The sequence below is a fragment of the Aeromonas molluscorum genome, from assembly GCF_051376105.1.
Lineage (GTDB): Bacteria > Pseudomonadota > Gammaproteobacteria > Enterobacterales > Aeromonadaceae > Aeromonas > Aeromonas molluscorum.
Genome location: NZ_JBPQCY010000001.1, coordinates 2,027,501 through 2,046,935 on the forward strand (window position 1 = coordinate 2,027,501; position 19,435 = coordinate 2,046,935).

At 59.3% G+C, this 19,435-nt stretch carries 18 protein-coding genes and 1 pseudogene (1 of these 19 only partly in view); 5 read left to right on the plus strand and 14 right to left on the minus strand.

What is annotated here, in order from left to right; all coding sequences use genetic code 11:
* Positions 1-383, minus strand: the 5' portion of a protein-coding gene (locus tag ACSMDR_RS10030; protein ID WP_436468085.1) for a helix-turn-helix domain-containing protein. Its footprint begins 181 nt before the window's first position; the window shows 383 of its 564 coding nt (coding positions 1-383); it begins with the start codon at positions 381-383; the stop codon falls past the left edge of the window.
* Between the two features lie 87 nt (positions 384-470).
* Here ACSMDR_RS10030 and ACSMDR_RS10035 point away from each other — a divergent pair, with 87 nt between their 5' ends.
* A complete protein-coding gene (locus ACSMDR_RS10035; RefSeq protein WP_436468086.1) occupies positions 471-1,616 on the plus strand; it encodes a benzoate/H(+) symporter BenE family transporter in 1,146 nt (381 codons plus the stop codon).
* Between the two features lie 67 nt (positions 1,617-1,683).
* Here ACSMDR_RS10035 and metF read toward each other — a convergent pair whose 3' ends face one another.
* The gene (gene metF / locus ACSMDR_RS10040) at positions 1,684-2,574 is read right to left on the minus strand and encodes a methylenetetrahydrofolate reductase (protein ID WP_005907772.1); all 891 of its coding nucleotides are present in this window, start codon (positions 2,572-2,574) and stop codon (positions 1,684-1,686) included.
* A 330-nt stretch (positions 2,575-2,904) separates the two neighbouring features.
* On the opposite strand from metF, the gene ACSMDR_RS10045 reads away from it, so the two are divergent.
* Positions 2,905-3,708 carry a GNAT family N-acetyltransferase gene (locus ACSMDR_RS10045; protein WP_436468087.1) on the plus strand — a complete coding sequence of 268 codons (804 nt, stop codon included), beginning with the start codon at positions 2,905-2,907 and terminating at the stop codon, positions 3,706-3,708.
* A gap of 95 nt (positions 3,709-3,803) precedes the next feature.
* Here the strand turns inward: ACSMDR_RS10045 and ACSMDR_RS10050 are convergent, their stop codons facing one another.
* From ACSMDR_RS10050 to ACSMDR_RS10060, 3 genes are all read right to left on the minus strand, one after another.
* Positions 3,804-5,255 (minus strand): ABC transporter substrate-binding protein, encoded by a 1,452-nt coding sequence (locus ACSMDR_RS10050; protein WP_436468088.1) that lies wholly within the window; start codon positions 5,253-5,255, stop codon positions 3,804-3,806.
* Positions 5,256-5,263: 8 nt separating this feature from the next.
* A complete protein-coding gene (locus tag ACSMDR_RS10055) occupies positions 5,264-7,243 on the minus strand; it encodes a methyl-accepting chemotaxis protein (RefSeq protein WP_436468089.1) in 1,980 nt (659 codons plus the stop codon).
* Positions 7,244-7,418: 175 nt separating this feature from the next.
* Positions 7,419-8,030 carry an OmpW family outer membrane protein gene (locus ACSMDR_RS10060; protein WP_436468090.1) on the minus strand — a complete coding sequence of 204 codons (612 nt, stop codon included), beginning with the start codon at positions 8,028-8,030 and terminating at the stop codon, positions 7,419-7,421.
* Between the two features lie 328 nt (positions 8,031-8,358).
* Between ACSMDR_RS10060 and ACSMDR_RS10065 the strand changes: the two genes are divergently transcribed.
* Positions 8,359-8,487, plus strand: a complete 129-nt coding sequence (locus tag ACSMDR_RS10065) for a hypothetical protein (protein WP_263479990.1) — start codon at positions 8,359-8,361, stop codon at positions 8,485-8,487.
* 166 nt (positions 8,488-8,653) lie between these two features.
* Here the strand turns inward: ACSMDR_RS10065 and uvrA are convergent.
* The 8 genes and pseudogenes from uvrA to ACSMDR_RS10105 form a co-directional block, all read right to left on the minus strand.
* Positions 8,654-11,473 (minus strand): annotated as a pseudogene (gene uvrA, locus ACSMDR_RS10070) (excinuclease ABC subunit UvrA); the annotation flags it as partial.
* Positions 11,474-11,556: 83 nt separating this feature from the next.
* Positions 11,557-11,865: a curli-like amyloid fiber formation chaperone CsgH gene (gene csgH, locus ACSMDR_RS10075; protein WP_436468091.1), complete on the minus strand. Its 309-nt coding sequence runs from the start codon at positions 11,863-11,865 to the stop codon at positions 11,557-11,559.
* Between the two features lie 179 nt (positions 11,866-12,044).
* Positions 12,045-13,619: a curlin gene (locus tag ACSMDR_RS10080; RefSeq protein ID WP_436468092.1), complete on the minus strand. Its 1,575-nt coding sequence runs from the start codon at positions 13,617-13,619 to the stop codon at positions 12,045-12,047.
* 34 nt (positions 13,620-13,653) lie between these two features.
* Positions 13,654-14,175, minus strand: a complete 522-nt coding sequence (locus ACSMDR_RS10085; RefSeq protein WP_005895593.1) for a hypothetical protein — start codon at positions 14,173-14,175, stop codon at positions 13,654-13,656.
* A gap of 264 nt (positions 14,176-14,439) precedes the next feature.
* A complete protein-coding gene (locus ACSMDR_RS10090; protein ID WP_041204616.1) occupies positions 14,440-15,294 on the minus strand; it encodes a CsgG/HfaB family protein in 855 nt (284 codons plus the stop codon).
* A gap of 7 nt (positions 15,295-15,301) precedes the next feature.
* On the minus strand, positions 15,302-15,700 hold the full coding sequence (locus ACSMDR_RS10095) for a curli assembly protein CsgF (protein ID WP_436468093.1): 399 nt from the start codon (positions 15,698-15,700) through the stop codon (positions 15,302-15,304).
* A gap of 11 nt (positions 15,701-15,711) precedes the next feature.
* Complete coding sequence (locus ACSMDR_RS10100; RefSeq protein ID WP_005895584.1) at positions 15,712-16,149, minus strand: CsgE family curli-type amyloid fiber assembly protein; 438 nt, start codon at positions 16,147-16,149, stop codon at positions 15,712-15,714.
* Entirely contained in the window at positions 16,149-16,793 is a 645-nt protein-coding gene (locus tag ACSMDR_RS10105; protein WP_436468094.1) for a LuxR C-terminal-related transcriptional regulator, read from the minus strand. The genes ACSMDR_RS10100 and ACSMDR_RS10105 overlap by 1 nt, the downstream gene beginning before the upstream one ends.
* A gap of 552 nt (positions 16,794-17,345) precedes the next feature.
* Here ACSMDR_RS10105 and ACSMDR_RS10110 point away from each other — a divergent pair.
* Together ACSMDR_RS10110 and ACSMDR_RS10115 are read left to right on the plus strand one after the other, a co-directional pair.
* Positions 17,346-17,933 carry a single-stranded DNA-binding protein gene (locus ACSMDR_RS10110; protein WP_005895578.1) on the plus strand — a complete coding sequence of 196 codons (588 nt, stop codon included), beginning with the start codon at positions 17,346-17,348 and terminating at the stop codon, positions 17,931-17,933.
* Between the two features lie 184 nt (positions 17,934-18,117).
* Positions 18,118-18,855 (plus strand): substrate-binding periplasmic protein, encoded by a 738-nt coding sequence (locus ACSMDR_RS10115; RefSeq protein WP_436468095.1) that lies wholly within the window; start codon positions 18,118-18,120, stop codon positions 18,853-18,855.
* 78 nt (positions 18,856-18,933) lie between these two features.
* Here ACSMDR_RS10115 and ACSMDR_RS10120 read toward each other — a convergent pair whose 3' ends face one another.
* The gene (locus ACSMDR_RS10120) at positions 18,934-19,056 is read right to left on the minus strand and encodes a hypothetical protein (RefSeq protein WP_005905132.1); all 123 of its coding nucleotides are present in this window, start codon (positions 19,054-19,056) and stop codon (positions 18,934-18,936) included.
* Positions 19,057-19,435 lie beyond the last annotated feature (379 nt).

Below are 19,435 nucleotides of genomic sequence, written 5' to 3' on the forward strand. Positions count from 1 at the left end.
GGTGCATGGGGTTCTGACTCCCGTTGATAACCGGGCAGCAGGGTCAATTCGAATAACTCGAAGCCAATACCAGGTTCAAATGGAAATAATGGTGCGACCAACATCCCCTCCCCGGCGGGCTGCTGGCGAATCTCGTCAGCGACGCGATGGAGGGTCTCCCGCACCGGCTCTGGTGTCGCCTCGATAAAACTGGAAAAGGAGACCCGAAAGCCGGTTGCTATCTTCCAGAGCGTGGCGACCGTCGGACTCGACTCACCGCGCTCTATCTGGCCGAGCATGGCCTTGCTCACCCCTGTTTCCCGCGCCGCCACATCCAGGCTCCAGCCCAGTTCAGTGCGAAGTCCTTTCAATCGTTGTGCCAGATGCTGGCTCATGGTCTGCATGCAATCCCCCTTGTGCGCTATAGCGCCCATCCCTATACTCAGCCATATTGTACGCAATAACGCACAAACTGACACAAGGATGTCCCCATGCCATTCGCACTCCCCCATCTGGTCGCTGGCTTCATCGCCGTGCTGGTTGGCTACACCAGCTCAGTGGTGCTCATCATCCAGGCGGCCAGCGCCGCCGGTACTGACGCCGCCCAAACGGCCTCCTGGCTCTGGACGCTGGGTATCGGCATGGGGTTGAGCTGCATCGGTCTCTCTCTTTATTACCGCACTCCCATACTGACGGCCTGGTCGACTCCGGGGGCGGCACTGCTCATCACCAGCCTGGGTCAATTCAGCCTGGCAGAGGCAATCGGCGCCTTCCTGCTCTCATCTCTTCTCATCACACTCTGCGGCATCACCGGCTGGTTCGAGCGACTGATGCGCCAAATCCCGGCCAGCCTGGCCGCCGCCATGCTGGCCGGGGTGTTGCTGCGCTTTGGCCTGGATCTGTTCAAGATAACCCCGAAAGACCCACTGCTGATCGGGGCACTGTTGTTCAGCTTCATCGCTGCCCGCCATCTCTGGCCACGCTACACCATGGTGGTGGTACTGGCGGTTGGCGTGGGACTGTGCGCACTGCGCGGTCAGTTGCAGCTGGCCGATGTCAGCTGGCAGCTGGCCAGCCCTGTCTGGGTCAGTCCGCACTTTTCGCTCGATGCCTTGCTGGGCATTGCCCTGCCACTCTTCATCGTCACCATGAGTTCCCAGAACATGCCGGGCATCGCCATTCTCAAGGCCCATGGTTATCAGGTCTCCGCCTCCGCCCTGGTTGGCTGGACGGGTTTCATCGGTGTCGTGCTGGCCCCCTTCGGGGGATTTGCGTTCAACCTGGCCGCCATCACGGCCGCCATCTGCATGGGCAAGGAGGTCGATCAGGATCCAGCACGACGCTGGGCGGCATCCGTCTGGGCCGGCGGCTTCTACCTGATAAGTGGCTGTTTCGGCGCTACCGTCGTGGCCTTGTTCAATGGTTTTCCACCCGCCCTGGTCACGGCCGTGGCGGGCCTGGCTCTGCTCGGCACCATTGGCAACAGCCTCTATGGGGCGTTGCAGCAAGAAAATGAGCGGGAGGCCGCCCTGCTCACCTTCATGATCACGGCCTCCGGCATCAGCCTGCTCGGAGTGGGATCCGCCTGCTGGGGCCTGCTCATCGGCTGGGGTCTGTATCGGCTGCGATGCACCTGACCCCTGTCGCACATAGCAAAAGGCCAGTGCAATGCACTGGCCTTTGATCATCTAGTCCGTTACCGGGTCACACCTTGGGACGCACCCCCAGGGTATGGCAGATGGCGTAAGTCAGCTCGGAGCGGTTCAAGGTATAGAAGTGGAAATCCTTCACCCCCTCCTGGCTCAGCACGCGAACCTGATCGATGGCGATGCTGGCGCCCACCAGGTTGCGAGTCATCTGATCGTTATCCAGCCCTTCGAAACGCTGGTGCATCCAGCGCGGCACCTTGACGTTGGTGAAACCGGCAAACTTGGCCAGGGTCTGGAAATTGGAGACCGGCAGTATGCCCGGCACTATCTCGGCATCTATGCCGATGGCGGCGCAGCGATCCCTAAAACGCAGATAGGTTTCCACATCGAAGAAGAACTGGGTGATGGCGCGATTGGCACCGGCATCGATCTTGCGCTTCAGACTCAGCAAGTCCGATTGCGCACTACGGGCTTCGGGGTGACCTTCCGGATAGGCGGCCACGGAAATATCGAAGTCGGCCTCGGCCTTGAGCAGGGCAACCAGATCAGTGGCATACATCTCCGGCTTGTCGACTCCCTGGGGCAGGTCACCGCGCAGGGCGACTATGTGGCGGATACCGCTGTTCCAGTAGTCACGGGCTATGGTGCGCAGTTCGTCACGGCTGGCATCGATGCAGGTCAGGTGCGGGGCGGCGATGAGACCGGTGCGATCTTTGATGTCCTTGATCACCTTGTGGGTGCGATCCCGGGTACCCGAGTTGGCGCCATAGGTCACGGAGACGAACTTGGGTTCCAGCACCTTGAGACGCTCTATGGATTGCCAGAGAGTGTTCTCCATCCCTTCGCTGTTGGGTGGGAAAAACTCGAAACTGACCCCTATGTCACCGCTTAAATCGGCCAGACTCTGGTTGAGTGCTTCAACCTGACGTGCACTGTGAAATCCCATCGCTCTACTCCCTGCCCTGCTCGCTGCTCTTCCTGACGCCAAATGAATGTCTGGACGTCTAAACGTCTTGCTATCTTTAAGACAAACCGCTCGAATGTCAATCAGGAAATGCCTCTCCATCAAAATAGGGTCCATATGTGGCCATATTATCTCGTTATTGCGAGTTTGCTCCCATGCCAAAACGCGTTGGCTCAGGTTATGATGGCGGCGGATCGTCCTGGACGTTCTGAATCTGCGTGTGATTGTTTGGCCGGAGCCCAGCTCCGGCCCCTTTTTCAATATCCAGCCTCCTCTGCCGATAACCCAATATCCAACTAGCAGGAGCTCATCATGGATACCCATCCCGGCTTTGCCACCGACCTGCTGTTCGACCGCTATCAGGGCGAGGTCAGCACACACCCCCAGTTTTGGGCGGTGCGCACCCCCGCAGCCCCCGATTACTACTTCGGCAATTACCTGTTGCTGAGCGCGGCCCCTAGCGATCGGGACAAAGGCTGGCTGGAGCAGAGCTTCGACAAACTGATTGCGACCGATCCCAGGGTGCGTCATCGCACCTTCCAGTGGCCCCTGGCCGAAGGGCAGAACAGCCGGGTTGCCGGCTTCGTCGCGACCGGCTACCAGTATATGGAGTGCGTGGTGCTGACCCTGGAGCGGGAGCAATTGCTCATCCCCCCCGACAGCACGGGCTCCCATATCCGTCCCTTCACGACGGCGGACTGGGCCGACTGGCTCGCCCTGGAGCTGGAGGAGCGCGAGCCAGACTATCCGGCCGGGCATTACCTCGCCTACCTGGAGAGTCGCCAACGGCTCTATCAGGCCATGACGGACGATGGGCTGGGCAACTGGTGGGGCCTCTGGCAAGAAGATCAACTGGCGGCGAGTTGCGGTCTCTTCTTCACCCCAACCCTGGGTCGTTTCCAGCTGGTGCGCACTCGCCAGGCCTGGCGCAACCGCGGACTCTGCAAGCTGTTACTTGCCCGGGTCGCCGAACAGGGCCTGACACGGGTCCCGCAACTGGTGATAGTGGCGGACGAGCAGTATCACGCCCAGCGGGTTTATCGCGACCTGGGATTCATCCCCAGTGCGCGCATCGCCAGTCTCTGCCGCTGGCCCCGGGAAGCGGCAGCGCCCTGAGGGGAGGCTCGGCGAAAATCACGATAAACAAAGAAGGGAGGCCCAAGCCTCCCTTCTTCATATCTGCACGCCGAGCCAGCATGCCCGGCATCGACTCACTGAGTGCCTTCCAACTGCCGAGCCAGGGCAGCCTCCGTCTGCGGGCTGGCCGCAGGTAAAGGCGCAGCCTCGGCCACACTGCCCTCAACCTGAACCGGTACTGGCGTCTGGGCGGGTGCAGCGGTCAGCGTCTCGTCGACCACCGGGCCTGTCGCCAGGGGGTCACTGGAGGCCACTGTCCCCTCGCATTGGCAAGCGGCGCCTTTGACCTTGCTGCCCTGATGGGGGGCATACCAGGACTTGAGCTCCTGCTCGAGCAACGTCGCCGCCCCTTGTGGCGTCTGGTTGCCCAGCAGCACGGCCTGACTCTGGCTCGCCAACTCATCCCCCAGCTTGGGTTCGCCACGAGACAGGATCTGAGTCGCAACCCGGATGGTCGAGTCACACTGATCACGCCACTCCATCATCTCCCGCGCCGCAGGATTGCTCACCTCGAAGAAGTGGTTCGAGAGGGAGAAGAAGCCGGGCAAGGCATTGGTGTACAACTCGGCGAACTGGGCGCTGGTCAGCCACTGCAGGAAGGCCATGGCAGCCTCCTTGTTCTTGCTGGCAGGATTGAGCCCCATGCCGATGTCGGTGTGGTCGGTGAAGAAGCAACCATCTCCACGCTTGGCCACAGGCGGGCGCATCACGCCGAAGTCCAGCTTGCCGGTGAAGGGGGCTATCTCCCAGGATCCCGCCACATAGAAGGCGGCCTTGCCACTGGTGAACAACTCATTACTGGCTGCATAGTCCCGCTGCGCGGCGCCCTCACCCAGATAGGGGCGCCAGCGAGCCAGCTCCTCGAATACCTGCCGGTACTGAGGATCGTCGAGTCGCTCCTGGCCGTTGACCAGCGCCAGACGACCATCTTCACCCTTCCAGTAGTTGGGGCCTATGTTCTGGAAGCCGAGCTCGGAGGCGACCCAGCTCTCACTGCCGCTCATGGCCAGCGGCACATAACGGCCATCAGCCTTCACCTTCTCCAATACCTGGAAGAAATCCTCCCGGGTCTCGGGCAGACTCAGGCCCAGCTCCTTGAAAATCGTCTTGTTATAGAAAAAACCGTGAATGACAGAGGCCATGGGCACGCAGAATGTCTGGGCCCCGGAGTCCGTCTGCCAGGGAGACTGGGCAAAGCTCGGGAAGTTCTCCATCCCGGCCATCTCGGTCAATTCGGCAAGATAGCCGGCCTTGAACAGCGCCAACGAGTCATCAAACGGGCGACAGGTGATGAGATCTCCCGCCTTGCCCGCCTTCAGGCTCTGCCACAGGGTCGGTATATAGTTGACGTTTTGCACCGGGTGGAAGACCACCTTGATGCCGGGATGCTCGGTCTCGAAGGCCGGGATGATCTTCTGCTCCCACAACGCCTTGTCATCGGTACGCCAGCTCTCGATCACCAGCTCACTGGCCATCAACTGACCACACAACAGGAGGCTCAGGGCTCCGATCCACTTGTTAGCCATAAGTCCTCTCATACCTTGAAATGGGCGATCAATTGCTGCTGCTTGGCAACCAGATTGGCGAGCACTTCGCTGCTGCTGGCCGATTGACGGGCTTCCCGCTCTGTCTCGTAGGCCACCTCGGCAATACCGGAGATATGGCGAGCCACCCCCTGGCTGACCGAGATCTGCTCTTGAGCTGCTTGGGCAACCTGATCCGCCATCGACTTGATGGCGCTCATCCGCTCGGCGATGGATTGCAGGGCCGCGTCCATCTGGCGAGTCTGATCGACACAGCTGCCGGTCTGCACCTGACTACGGCCCATCACCTCGACCACCTGGCTGCTGGCGCTCTGCAAGTTTTCGATCATGGCCTGGATCTCTTCCGTACTGGTCTGGGTCCGGTTGGCCAGAGCCCGCACTTCGTCGGCCACCACGGCAAAGCCGCGACCGGCCTCACCGGCCCGGGCCGCTTCGATGGCGGCGTTGAGCGCCAGCAGATTGGTCTGCTCGGCGATGCCGCGAATCACATCCAGAATGCTGCCGATGTTGTGGCTGAATTCCCCCAGCTTGTGGGTGATGCCCACTGCCTCGGCCATGGCCCCCGCCAGCTCTTCGGTGAGGCGACGGGTCACGGCGACCTGCTGCCGACCGGCACGAGCCTCTTCGTCGGCGAGATCGACCTCGTGTTTGGTGCCATCGGTGGAGCGAGCCACCTCGGTGGCGCTCACCTCCAACTCGGTGATGGCGGCAGCCACCTGATCGGTCTGGCTCTTCTGATCCTGCACCCGGGCCATGGCTCGCTCGCTGATCTCGGCGGCGCGGCTCGCCTCCTCCACCAGATGACGGGAACCAGCATTGATCTGCGCCAGCAGTTCACCTGTCTTGCCCGCCAGGGTATCGATGGAACGGGACAGGCTGCCGAACTCGCAACGGCTGCGATAATCGATGCGGCGGGTCATGTCCCCTGCCGCCATCAGGCTCAGCTCATGCCCGATACGCTGCAAGGGGCGCTGTATGCTGCGGGCCGTGGTGTAGCCGATCAGCAGAGCGGCGGCGGCAGACACTGCCGCCACCAGCAGGATCCAGATGCTGGCACTGCTGACGGCATCATCGGCCAGGGCGCGGCTGGAGCTGGCGATGGTGCCGGCACTCTTGCCCATCTCATCGAGCTGATTGAGACTGCTGACCAGGGCGGCATCGAGCTGCTGGTTGAGCTGTTCCAGGGAGGCTGCCAGTTGCTGGCTTTGACGCATGGTGGCAAGCAGACCCTGTTTGCCTAAGGCCAGCTCCTGCATCCTGTCCAGGTTGGAGAGGAAGCGCTGTTTGACGTCGGCGGGCACATCGACCCGCTCCAGCCGCTTGCGGGCCATCTCGATATCCTTGCCAAGCACCCGCTCCAATTCATTGAGATCCGTGCTTGCGTCGGCGCGGCGTATGTTCTTCAGATCCCGGGCGATGCCGGAGGTGATGAGTTCAGCCTTGTTGCGCATGGATCGCTTGGCGGATGCCTGTTGCAACAGCAGGTCCGCAGACCACTGATAGGTATCTTCCAGGCGGATGAAGGCCATCTCCAACCGTTGGCGCTGGGCCAGGGTATCGACCCATTGGCTGTGCTGATTCAGCACCTGCCCGGCCAGGTTATAGAACTGTCCCGTGGCCTGCTCCACCCCGGCGAAGCGCGAACGTGCCTCATCCAGCGCGGTGAAGCGCCCCATCTGCTGGCTCAGGGTCTTGAAACCGGCCTGTTGCTGCTCGAAGCGACTGGCCAGCTCAGGCAACCTGCCGGCCTGCTCGCTGGCTCTGTACTCCAGTACCCAGCGGTTACTGTCTTGCAGCGCCCCCTTGAGGCCAGCCACCGTGATGACCAAAGGGGTGGCCTTATCCGACACCTGAGAGAGGCCGTCGCTGATCCCCCGTATCTTGAGGGCGCTGACGACCCCCAGCAGGATTAACAACAGCAGCATCAACACGAATCCGGCGATGATCCGCTGCACAATAGACAAACCCATGAGACATCCTCACTCGTTGGGAAAGGGACAGTACAAGAGATATCGGCCGGGCGGCCCATTAGTGGAGGCAGGAGAGGTGAATTTATGATGTTTTTATGACAAGGGAATCAATAGGCGCCCACAAAAAAGCCCGGCTCAGCCGGGCGAAAAGGACGTGCAGTGCAAATAGCGGGGATTAGAAGCGGTAGCCGACGCCGACCATGAAGGCCATGGGGTCGATGGAGGTCTTGATCCCCTCGCCGCCATTGACGTGCACCTCGGTGTCTATGTCCATGATCCAGGCCGAGCCGTTGACGAACCAGCGATCATTGATGGCCATGTCGATCCCGATCTGACCGGCGACACCCCAGGAATCATCCAGTTTGACGTCAGCGCCATCCAGAGCGCCCTTGCCCTTCTCGCTGAAGAAGGTGGTGTAGTTGATGCCGATGCCCACATAGGGGCGCACCTTGCTCTGGGCATCGCCGAAGTAGTATTGGGCCATCAGGGTCGGCGGCAGCTGTTTGACCTTGGCGACCTCTCCCAGGCCTGGCGTACTGACCGAATGAGAGAAGGGGGTGGCGGCCAGGAGCTCGACGCCCCAGTTGTCGGTGATCAGATAGGAGAAGGTCAGCCCGAGCTGCATGTTGTCATCAATCTGGAACTCGCCCGAACCCAATACATCGTCGCTGCTCTCCTGAGGAGAGACGAAGGCCAGGCCACCGCGCACCAGGATGTCCCCGGCTTGGTGAGCCATGACGGGAGAAGCAAAGGCGGCTGCGATCATCAGAGGAAGAAACTTGTTCATCACCATATTTCCTTTTTTAGTTTTCGTTCTGTGTTGTAAGCAGGGCGACTATAAAAGGATGTGACTGGCGGGTTATTGATTTAGCGCAAAAGTTACCAATAAATAGATAGATGTACGAAATAGCTTATTCATGAGAAATTTGTCGCACATGAATAACCTAACCAACTGATTTAAAATAACTAACTATAAAGACCGTCTTTATTTTCAACGATTAATGCATAAGCGGAATATAAGTTTTGTGACACGAGTTGGCTATTTTTTGATTGCAGCTTGTTATCGGCTAGCGTATTTTCCGCATCCATTGTTGTCGAGTTGTCATCCTGTTTTTATGAAAAAGCCCTATCAGCCTCATCCCGTCACCAGCATACTGGCCGCTATTTTCGGCCTCGGCTCCCTGCTGTTTATCTTCGTCGGTTTCTGTCTCGGGTTAGCCTGGCTGATGGTGCGGACGCACTGAGGCTGGACAGGAGAGAGGGGCCCGATGGGCCCCTCTCTGTTAACGGTCAAGTCGCCCGCGTTTTTTCATATGCTGGCAGAGGCGGTTATTCGCTCTGTGCTGCCTGGCGCGGTTTGCGTCCCTTGCGCGCCGCCGGTTGGCTGGCTTGCCTGGCCCCATGCTTGTCCAGCAAGGGGGCAAGGAAGCGCGCCGTGTGTGACTCCTTGTTCTTCGCAACGTGTTCCGGGGTACCTGCCACCAGGATCCGGCCACCACCAGCCCCCCCTTCCGGCCCCAGATCCACCACCCAGTCTGCGGTCTTGATGACATCCAGATTGTGCTCGATGATCACCATGGTATTACCCCTGTCCCGCAACTGGTGCAGCACCTTGAGCAGTTGCTGGATGTCGTGGAAGTGCAGACCCGTGGTCGGTTCATCCAGGATATAGAGGGTCTTGCCAGTGTCGCGCTTGGAAAGTTCCCGCGCCAGTTTGACCCGCTGCGCCTCGCCCCCCGACAAGGTGGTCGCCGACTGGCCGAGACGGATGTAGGAGAGCCCTACGTCCATCAGGGTTTGCAGCTTGCGCGCTACCGCAGGAACCGGGTCGAAGAAGGCGCGGGCGTCCTCCACCGTCATCTCCAGGATCTCGTTGATGTTCTTGCCCTTGTACTTCACTTCCAGGGTCTCGCGGTTGTAGCGCTTGCCCTTGCAGACATCGCACGGCACATAGACGTCCGGCAGGAAGTGCATCTCCACCTTGATGACCCCATCCCCCTGACAGGCCTCGCAGCGCCCCCCTTTCACGTTGAAGGAGAAGCGACCCGGCTGGTAGCCGCGAGAACGCGCCTCCTGCGTGCCGGAGAGCAGCTCGCGGATCGGGGTGAACAGGCCTGTGTAGGTGGCCGGGTTGGAGCGCGGGGTACGGCCGATCGGGCTCTGATCGATATCCACCACCTTGTCCAGCTGATCGAGTCCCTCGATGCTGCGATAAGGCGCCGGGGTCGATTCGGTCGCCTTGTTCAGCTCCCGGTGGGCAATGCGGAACAGGGTGTCGTTGATCAGGGTCGACTTGCCGGAACCGGACACCCCGGTGACGCAGGTCATGACCCCGAGGGGCAAGTCCAGATTGACGCTGCGCAGGTTGTTGCCGCTTGCGCCCTTGAGCTTGAGCCAGCGATCGGTGAGCGGGGTGCGCTGCGCAGGGACGGCGATCTCCTTGCGCCCCGAGAGATAGTCACCGGTCAGGGAGTCCGGGTTATTGATGATCTCCTCCGGCGTGCCTTGCGCGACGATGACGCCGCCGTGCACCCCGGCCCCCGGCCCTATGTCGAGCACATGGTCGGCAAGGCGAATGGCGTCTTCATCATGCTCGACCACGATCACGGTATTGCCGAGGTCGCGCAGGTGGGTCAGGGTCTTGAGCAGCCGTTCGTTGTCCCGCTGGTGCAGGCCGATGGAGGGCTCATCCAGTACATACATGACCCCCACCAGACCGGCACCGATCTGGCTCGCCAAGCGGATGCGCTGGGCTTCGCCGCCGGAGAGGGTCTCGGCGCTGCGGGACAGGCTCAGATAGTTGAGGCCCACGTTGACCAGAAAGCCGAGCCGCTCGACGATCTCTTTGAGGATCTTGTCCGCTATCTGGGCACGCTGGCCGGTGAGCGCCAGCCCCTCGAAGAAGGCCAGCGCATCGCCGATGGATTGTTCGGCGATGGCGGAGAGGTTGCGGTTATCGACGAATACGTGACGCGCCTCCTCCCGCAAACGGCTGCCGCCGCAACTGGTGCAGGACTTGTTGGCGATGTATTTGGAGAGCTCTTCGCGTACCGAGTTGGATTCGGTTTCCCGGTAGCGGCGCTCCATGTTGTGCAAGATCCCCTCGAAGGGGTGCTTGCGCACCACCACATCACCACGGTCGTTCATGTAGCGGAACTCGATCTCGGTTTTGCCCGAGCCCCGCAGCAATACTTCCTGCACCTTGGCGGGCAGATCCCCCCAAGGGAGCTCCAGATCGAACTGATAGTGCTCGGCGAGGGATTTCAGCATCTGGAAGTAATAGAAGCTGCGCTTGTCCCAGCCACGGATGGCGCCCCCTGCCAGGCTCTGGCTCGGATCGTGGATCAGCTTGGCGGGATCGAAGTACTGCTGTACCCCCAGGCCGTCGCAGGTGGGGCAGGCACCGGCTGGGTTGTTGAAGGAGAAGATCCGCGGTTCGAGCTCCGACATGGAGTAACCGCACTCGGGGCAGGCGAAATTCGCCGAGAAGGTCATGGGTTCAACCCCCTCCTCCCCGTCCATGGGCACCACCAGCACGATGCCGCCGGAGAGGGTCAAGGCCGTCTCGAAGGACTCGGCCAGGCGCAGGGCCAGATCCTCGCGCACCTTGAAACGGTCGACCACCACTTCGATGGTGTGCTTCTTGTGCAGCTCCAGGCTGGGGGGATCCGAGAGGTCACACACCTCGCCATCGATGCGGGCACGGATATAACCCTGAGCCGCCAGGTTCTCCAGCAGCTTGCTGTGCTCCCCCTTGCGATCGCGCACCACGGGCGCCAGCAGCATCAGCTTGCTGCCTTCTGGCTGAGCCAAGACCTGATCCACCATCTGGCTGATGGTCTGGGCGGCGAGCGGTATGGCATGGGTGGGGCAGCGAGGCTCACCCACCCGGGCAAACAGCAGGCGCAGATAGTCATAAATTTCGGTGATGGTGCCGACGGTCGAACGCGGGTTATGAGACGTAGACTTCTGTTCGATGGAGATGGCCGGCGACAAGCCCTCGATATGATCCACATCCGGCTTCTCCATCAGGGAGAGGAACTGGCGGGCATAGGCGGAGAGGGACTCCACATAACGGCGCTGGCCTTCGGCATAGAGGGTATCGAACGCCAAAGAAGACTTGCCGGAGCCAGAGAGGCCGGTGACCACGATCAGCTTGTCGCGGGGCAGAGTCAGATTGATGTTCTTGAGGTTGTGGGTGCGGGCACCCCGGATCACGATTTTTTCCATCTTGTTGCGCGCTCGATACGGTAACCAGAGCGGGCCAGTATGGCATAGAGACTACTGGATGAATAGACAGTCCAGACGGGAAATCATGGAGATGAGGGGCACTCGAATGTCTGGTCGATTTCGCTCAGCAACAAGGCCCCCTGCCACAGCTGCAGCCGTATTCTTACCTGATAGGGACAAGCCAGTCCCAGACTCAGTCGTCCCACGCTATGGGGCCGGTTGGCGACCAGTTCGGCCCCCCCGCTCTGGCGCTGATGACTGCGCCCCCCCGCCCCCTGGCTCCAGAGATCCAGGGCAAAGGTAACAGCCCCCGACTGATCGCTTTGCAGGGTAGGGGCCAGGGAGAGGCCGGTCGGCCCCTGCTGGACATTGAGGCTTATCTTGGGGATCACCTTGGCCTCCTTGGCCGGTTCTGACTCGCCCGCCCATCCCGAGGGAGACAAGCTGAGCCACAGGAGCAGCATCACTAGCCGCCGGTGCAGGGGAGTGGTCTGATGGCATGGACCAGCCAGCCAGTCCCGGGTTCGCACCAATAAAAAAGGGGCCCGCAGGCCCCCGAATGTGCAAATCATCAGTTGCCGCCCTGATAAACATAGGCGTGGTTGTTGCTGCCATAGACATCGACCTGAGCCGTGTTGAAGCTCGCAGTCTGTACCACATCGACCAGGTTGCCACCGCCATTCATACCGGCGTTGACATAGACGTCGGCCACATGGTTGTTGCCGGTCTGGCTGACGGTCAGATCGTTGTCGCTACCCAGGTAGGACTCGACAGAGGCGTTGTTCAGGTCGCCGGTCTGGGTCACGGTCACGGTAGAGCCGGAGTGGGACGCATCGGCATAGGCCCAGTTGTCGTTGCCGGTCTGGGCCACGGTCAGCTCGTTGTCTGAACCCCAGGTCCAGGCGCCTTTGCCTTGCACATCACGCGCGGCCGCCACCTGGTTGCGATCCCCTTGCTGGTCGATGGCGATCTGGTTGTTGCTGCCAGCTTCCTGCACCGCGTTGGCGTAGTTGTCATCACCGCTCTGATCTATGGTCACCACGCCAGCGGTGCTGCTCGCCAGCTGCTTGACCACGGCCTGGTTGCCGTCACCCATCTGATCGACGCTGGCCTGGTTGCCCGACCCTCCCTGCTCGGTATCGGCACGGTTACCGTCACCCACCTGGATGATGGAGCCCTGCTCACCGACACCGCCCTGATAGGCAGTGGCCAAGTTGTCATCACCCAGCTGATCGATGGTCAATGCATCGTCACGGCCAGTCTGGCTGGTTTCGATCTCATTACGGTTGCCAACCTGGGTCAGGGTGGCGCTCTCGTTGGTACCAGCCTGATTGGCGGTCAGGGTGTTGCCCTCACCGGCCGCAGAGCCAGACTGCGCCGTCTTCACATAGCCATCGACACCGCTCTGGGTGACATAAGCCTTGTTATCGAGATCGCGCTGGTCGACCAGGGCCTCGTTGCCGCTGCCCGATTGAGTCACCTTTGCCAGAGTCCCCTCCGGATAGGCGTAACCATAATTATTGGTGGCCTGGGTGACGGTGGCTTTGTTCAACTGACCGGATTGGGCCACCTGGGCTTCGGCACCATCGGCAATCTGCTGGGAAACGCTGGCTTCGTGGCTGTTGCCAAGCTGGCTGACGTTGGCGATGGCTTTATCGGACCAATAGTTGTTGATGCTGGCATCGTTGTTGTTGCCAACTTGGCTCACGGTGGAGCTGGCACCATCACCGTTATCCTGCATCACGTCGGCACTGTTGTGGTTGCCGACCTGGGCCACGGAGGCGTGGGAGCCTTCGTTGAACACCTGCTGGGTCACGGTCGCGACGTTGAAGTTGCCTGTGCTTGCCACCTGGGCGACGGATCCTGCGGTGCTGGACTCCTGGGTCACCAGGGCATCGTTGCCTGCCCCGACCTGAGCCACACTGGCTTCGGACTGGCTGGTGTTTTTCTGGATGGTCTTCGCTTCGTTGTCGGCACCAATCTGGCTGATACTCGCCTGATTATGGTTGCTGTTATCGATCTGCTCGACGGTGGCCAAGTTGTTGTTACCGGTCTGGGCGACCGTGGCCTGGTTGTTGGCGGAAGCCGCCCAGACGCTGGAAGTAGCCAGTAATACGGCAGAGGCGATGATGGTACGTTTGAACATGATTTCCCTCTCGTGCTTTGGTGTGAGCCGGGGCTCAGTTGGTTTGAACTACTCTCACTTGCTGGTTGGCGCCCGTCTGAATGACGGTGGCCGATAGGCCGGAGCCGTTTTGCTCTATGCTGGCCAAGTTGCCATCACCGAGCTGAACGGCCCGTGCCCTGTTGTCATATCCGCTCTGGCTGATCCAGGCCTGGTTGTCCATCCCCTGTTGCCACAGCCAGATCTGGTTGCCGATACCGGCCTGGTAGAGCTCGGCGCTGTTGCCAACTCCGAGCTGGACCGCATCTACCCAGTTGTTGTCGCCGACTTGATCCAGCCGCAGTTGCTGCTGCTGGCCCTGTTGCATCAGGCGGATCTGGTTGTCATTGCCTGACTGGCTGAGCTGCAATTCGTTATCCGAGCCAAGCTGCCAGAGGTGGGCCTGGTTGCCCTCCCCCCGCTGAACCAGCTCAAGTTCGTTGCCCTGACCCAGTTCACTCAGGGAAGCCAGGTCCTGCGCCAATGCGGGCAGGCCTAGCAGACTCATGATCAGCAGGACGGGATTCAGGTATTTCATCTGCGATTACCTTTTTGAAGTGCGGGTCCAGTATCCTCAGCCCCCCGGGCCAGGGCCATCAGGCACACAGCTGATTCGAGGCTGATTCGGATCCAGGGTTTGTCTGGTAGAAAAGGCTGAGGTCAAGCTGAGCCATGCCTCTTTTTTGCAGGTGTCGCGCCAAGGGGTGGAGGGGGATAGACCATGAAAACAGGCCCATGATGGGCCTGTGGAGAAGAGCTGAAAGGGGCAAGCGATAGATAGAAACTAGCGACGCTGCCTCGACTAGAGGATGGGGGCGCTGTCTTGCAGATAACCCTGCAGTATGGGGTTTTCCATGTCCCGCGCATCGGCCAGCTGCCAGAGGTTGTCTCGCACCCCGTTGGCAATGAGCCGGATCACCGCCGATTCGATGGCAGACATGACGCACATCTGCACCGGTTCGTTGGTGCTAAAGCCCGCCTCGGCCTCCAGCAAGCGCTTGTACTCGACGAAACGAAACACTCCGGCCTGCACCTGCTGGGACAAGATGGTCTTGGAGGTGGTGACGCTGTTGAGAATCCGGCCGGAGCGGATATCGACGGCCCTCAGATTGACGGTCACCTGATCGACCCTGTATTCGCCACTCGCCCCTATGCCGAAGTACTTGGCCCCGGCACCGCCGGTACGCACATTGCTGTCATAGGCCACTATGCCCCCTTCGATCAGGATATTGGCCGCCACCAGGGAGGGTAATTGATGCTGATTATTGCCGGGCACATTGGGTTTGTTTTGCGTGGCCCGCACTATCTTGCGCTCGGTCAGCAGGTTCTGCAGCCCTTCCCGCTCCAGAGGCACGAACCACTGGGAGTCCCATAGCGCCGTGCTCAGCATGGCGACCCCACCCTGGGTCACTGCGGTGGAGAAGTTGGAGGCTGGGGCTGGCAGATACTGACCGGTCTGATCGCGAAAATCATAGACGGCGGCCACTATCTTGCCCTTGGGTTTGGGCAGGCTGATCAACTCTTTGTAGGAGATGGATCTCGGCATCAGGGTCGCCTTCTCATCCGCCTCGGGAGAGCCTATATGAGTAGCACACCCCCCCAGAGCAAACAGAATGGCGAGCAAAGGCAGGGCGGTAAATAACGGTGTCCTTGTCATAACGTCCTCAGTCGGCGATCAGGCCATTCACTTCGATCATGGTGGTTTCATTCGTCGCTCTATCAGTGATGGAGATGGCCAGAGTGCCATCCTCGTCCACTACATTGATCGCGAACTCGTCGGTAACCAGGCTGCCGGTCTGGCTGCCATCCTTGCCGATGTCGGCAAGCAACTGGCTCACCAGTCGGGATTGCAGGCTGGAGGTCAGCCGATCCAGGGCCGAGGTGCCACTGCTGCCACCGGCAGAGGGATCCTTGTAATCGTTCTGGGCATTGGCCGTACCCAGCAGATGACTGCTGTTGAGCGGGTTACCGCCAAAGCTGGGGTTGACAGGCCGATAGATAAGCTCGGAAGCAGAGGCGGTCATGCTGACCGTCAGCGCCAGGAGCAGGAGGCGTGAGCGCATATACCATGTCCTTATAGTTCATCGTGTTCCAGATCGAAGGTATCCATGAACAGGTTGGCGACCTTCTGCTGTCGTAAAGCCTCGCTCACCTGAGCCCAGGCCTGCTGCGCGGCAGCCTCTCCTTGACTCCGTACCGGAGAGAGCGCCGTCCTGAACAACACCTTGCGATTGTGGGTGATCCAGATAAGGCTCCCCCAACGCGCAGTGGGCCGCTCGTGTATGGTGATATTCTCCCGCGCATTCGGATCGTCATCCTCCCGCAACCGGCTGAAGTGGTGATAAAAAACCTGGCCGAAACGGGTGAAGGTGCGGTCTATGACCAGGCCACCTATCTCTATCCTGTCGCTCTCCTGCTCGGGTTGCAGTGACTCGATAGGTTCATTTGCAGCGCCTTCGTTGGCCGCCAGGGCCCCAGAAAGCAACCAGAGACAGAGCAGCCAGTGTCTCATCAGTGGGAGCTCGTCATATCGAGGTACTCTTTGGCCCAGCTCACGGCCTGCAACCGATTCTTGACGTTCAGCTTCTTGAAGACGTTATAAAGGTGGGATTTGATGGTGTGCTCGCTGACAAACAGGGTGTCGGCTATCTCGGTATTGGAGGCCCCCGTCATCAGATAACGAATGATCTCGCGCTCGCGCACCGTCAACAGATTCTGACTGCGCTGAGCCGGTTCCATTCCCTGCCGGTAGTAGTTGACCAGCTCGCACATCAGATGGCGCGGGATCCAGAACTCCCCCTGCAGCACCTTCTTGATACCGGCCACCAGGCGATCCAGGGGATCCTGCCGAAAGAAGAGACCGCTGGTATTGGGCCACATCAGCAGCAGATCGCGATCCGTGCTGGTCGGCGCATTGAGCAGGACTGTGCGGGCTGATTCGAAGGCGGCTATATCCCGGTTCCAGCCAAACTGCTGGCTCGACTTGAGATAGTCCAGATCGATCAGGAACAGGTTGCAATCCTTGATGGCCAGCAACTGATCCGGATGGCTGATCAGACGTATAGGTTGACCGAGTTGGGCCATCAGATAGGTGGTGAAGGTCGTCGCCTGAACATTGCCTTCGGTCACTAGTACCAACGGAGTCTCTGTCGTCATGGGGCTCTTCCTTGAACAGTGTGCCTATCGGCTTGAATCGTTTTTATGTGCCAATAATGGTCGCAAGAGAGTAACAAGCCCCTGTTTTTGCACAGCATTAAAAAAGTATTAGGCGTCATTCAACCCCGAGTGAAACTGTTTTTTTTCTAGACAATACAGAGGACTAGGACACCCCCCCTATTTGGGGGGGGCAAATGAGACATAGATACTCCAACTGTCATCTCTGTCTTTATCCCTCGGATATGGGCAAAATTTGCTGGAACGTGAGCCAGCCCCCACAGCGCCGCTTGCCCGGATCCCGGCACCTGCGTTAGCGTATTCCCCAATACGGAACCCGCGAGTCAAACCCGTTTCAGGGCGCTAAAGATGTGCTATCGACGGCATCAACTGTTACTATGGCGGGCTAATCCGGATGTCGATGACAGGGTCAATACCCCATCGACAACAGGCCCAGGTTCCGCAGGCAAGATGGTGCCGGGCCTGGACGGCAGCAATATTTTGAGTAGAACCAGACCAGGTAGCTGGTCGGCATATAAAGGTGGAAGAGAGATTATGGCCAGTCGAGGCATCAACAAAGTCATTCTGATCGGTAACCTGGGGCAAGACCCGGAAGTGCGCTACATGCCGAGCGGCGGTGCCGTGACCAACATCACCCTGGCCACCTCCGAAACCTGGCGCGACAAGCAAACAGGTGAGCAGAAAGAGCGCACCGAATGGCATCGCGTGGTGTTCATGGGCAAACTGGCCGAAGTCGCTGGCGAATACCTGAAGAAGGGTTCCCAGGTCTATGTCGAAGGCAAACTGCAGACCCGCAAATGGCAAGATCAGGGTGGCCAGGAGCGCTATACCACCGAGGTATTGGTAGACAGCTTCAGCGGTGTCATGCAGATGCTGGGGGGGCGTCCACAAGGTGGCGCCGGTCAGGGCATGGGCGGTCAGCAGTCTCAGGGCAATTGGGGCCAGCCTCAACAAGCTGCACCTCAGCAGAACATGCCGCGTCCTTCTGCTCCCCAGCAGAACGCAGCACCGCAACAGAATATGCAGCAGGGTGGCTATAGCCGTCCGCAGCAGCAACCTCAGTCAGCACCGCCGGTTTACAACGAACCGCCGATGGACTTTGACGACGACATTCCGTTCTAGAAACTAGATCTAAAAAGGCCCTGACTATTCAGGGCCTTTCTTTTGCAAATTTTGTGAGCATAGTGCGCATTCCTGACGCAAGAAAACAGTGTCCCTTGAATTTCAGCCCGGCTCGCCACCCTGAATTGAGATAACACCGGGGGGACAGGGTATGATGCAGTGAATCGCCATCGAGTAGTGGGACATGATAAAACGCGGGATCCTGATCATTGGGTTAGTACTGAGTGGATTTCTGAGTGCCGCACAGCTCAAGGTGGGTGTCAGTTTTGCCATTCCACCTTACGTCATAGAAAAAGAGGCGCAGGGCATAGAGCTGGATCTGCTGCGCACCGCCTTCCAGGACAGCGGCTATCAACTCTCTTTTCAATATCTGCCCCTTGAACGCACCTTCCGCATGCTGGCCGACGGCAAGCTGGACGCCATCATCAATGTCAGACCCGGCATGCTGGATGGCGCCTTCCTCTCCCGCCCCGTTATCCACTTCCACAATCAGGTATTCACCCTCAGTCCGCTCAAAGTGGCAGACCTGACGGCACTCACGACCCTGAAGGTAAGCGCCTTCCAACGGGCCACTCAGGTTCTGGGACCCGCGTTTGCCACTATGGCTGCGCACAATGCCCGTTATGAAGAAGTCGCCAAGCAGCAGGGCCAGGTGCATCAACTGCTACTCGGCCGGGTCGATGCCGTTGTGATGGAGGAGCGCGTCTTCTATTACCATCTGGAACAATTAAGGCAGGAGAGAGCCGAGCCCCACATTTATAACCGGGAACGGATCCAGGCCAACGCCCTGTTCAAACCCACTCTCTATCACTTCGCCTTTAGGAATGCGGCAGTACGGGATCATTTTGACCGGGCACTGCTGGCGATGCGGGTGGATGGTCGTTACGAGCAGATCTTCGCCAACTATGGCGCCAAGCCATAGTTCCTGCAGCAAACAATGCGCGGCAATAGAAAAGCCAGCCCTGAGGCTGGCTTGTGGTACTGGCTCGACTGAGCTGAGTTACTTCATGACGCCATCACTCTTTAGATCGGCTTTCTGGCGCTTGGCCTCGCGCTTTTCCTTCAGTGACATCTGCGGCTTCTTCTTGCCATCTTTGCCGTTGTGATGTTCTTTGTTACTCATCATCAAACTCCAAAAATGTGACCGACACTCGGGAGCGGACCCCCGTTGCAATCCGAATCGTTAACTACAGTACTTCCTTGCCTCCCTATTGAGCTGGAAGCAAATTCAGCATACTCCCTAATCAAGGCCGGGATCCATCCCCATTTGCTCCCCCTGACTCACACCTTTCTATCCCGCTGCTCTGAGCTAAAACAGAGCAAGCCATTAATCCATATCACTATTTAATTTAACGCCTGACCAGAACCAACATTTAATGTGCTATCTACTGTCATAAATATGTCTGACAGAGTGCCAACTGAATAGGGCAATAATCCGGTGCTAACAGGGGGTAAATGTGATGGCAAGCGGAGAATAAGAAATAATCAGCGGAATGTGATAA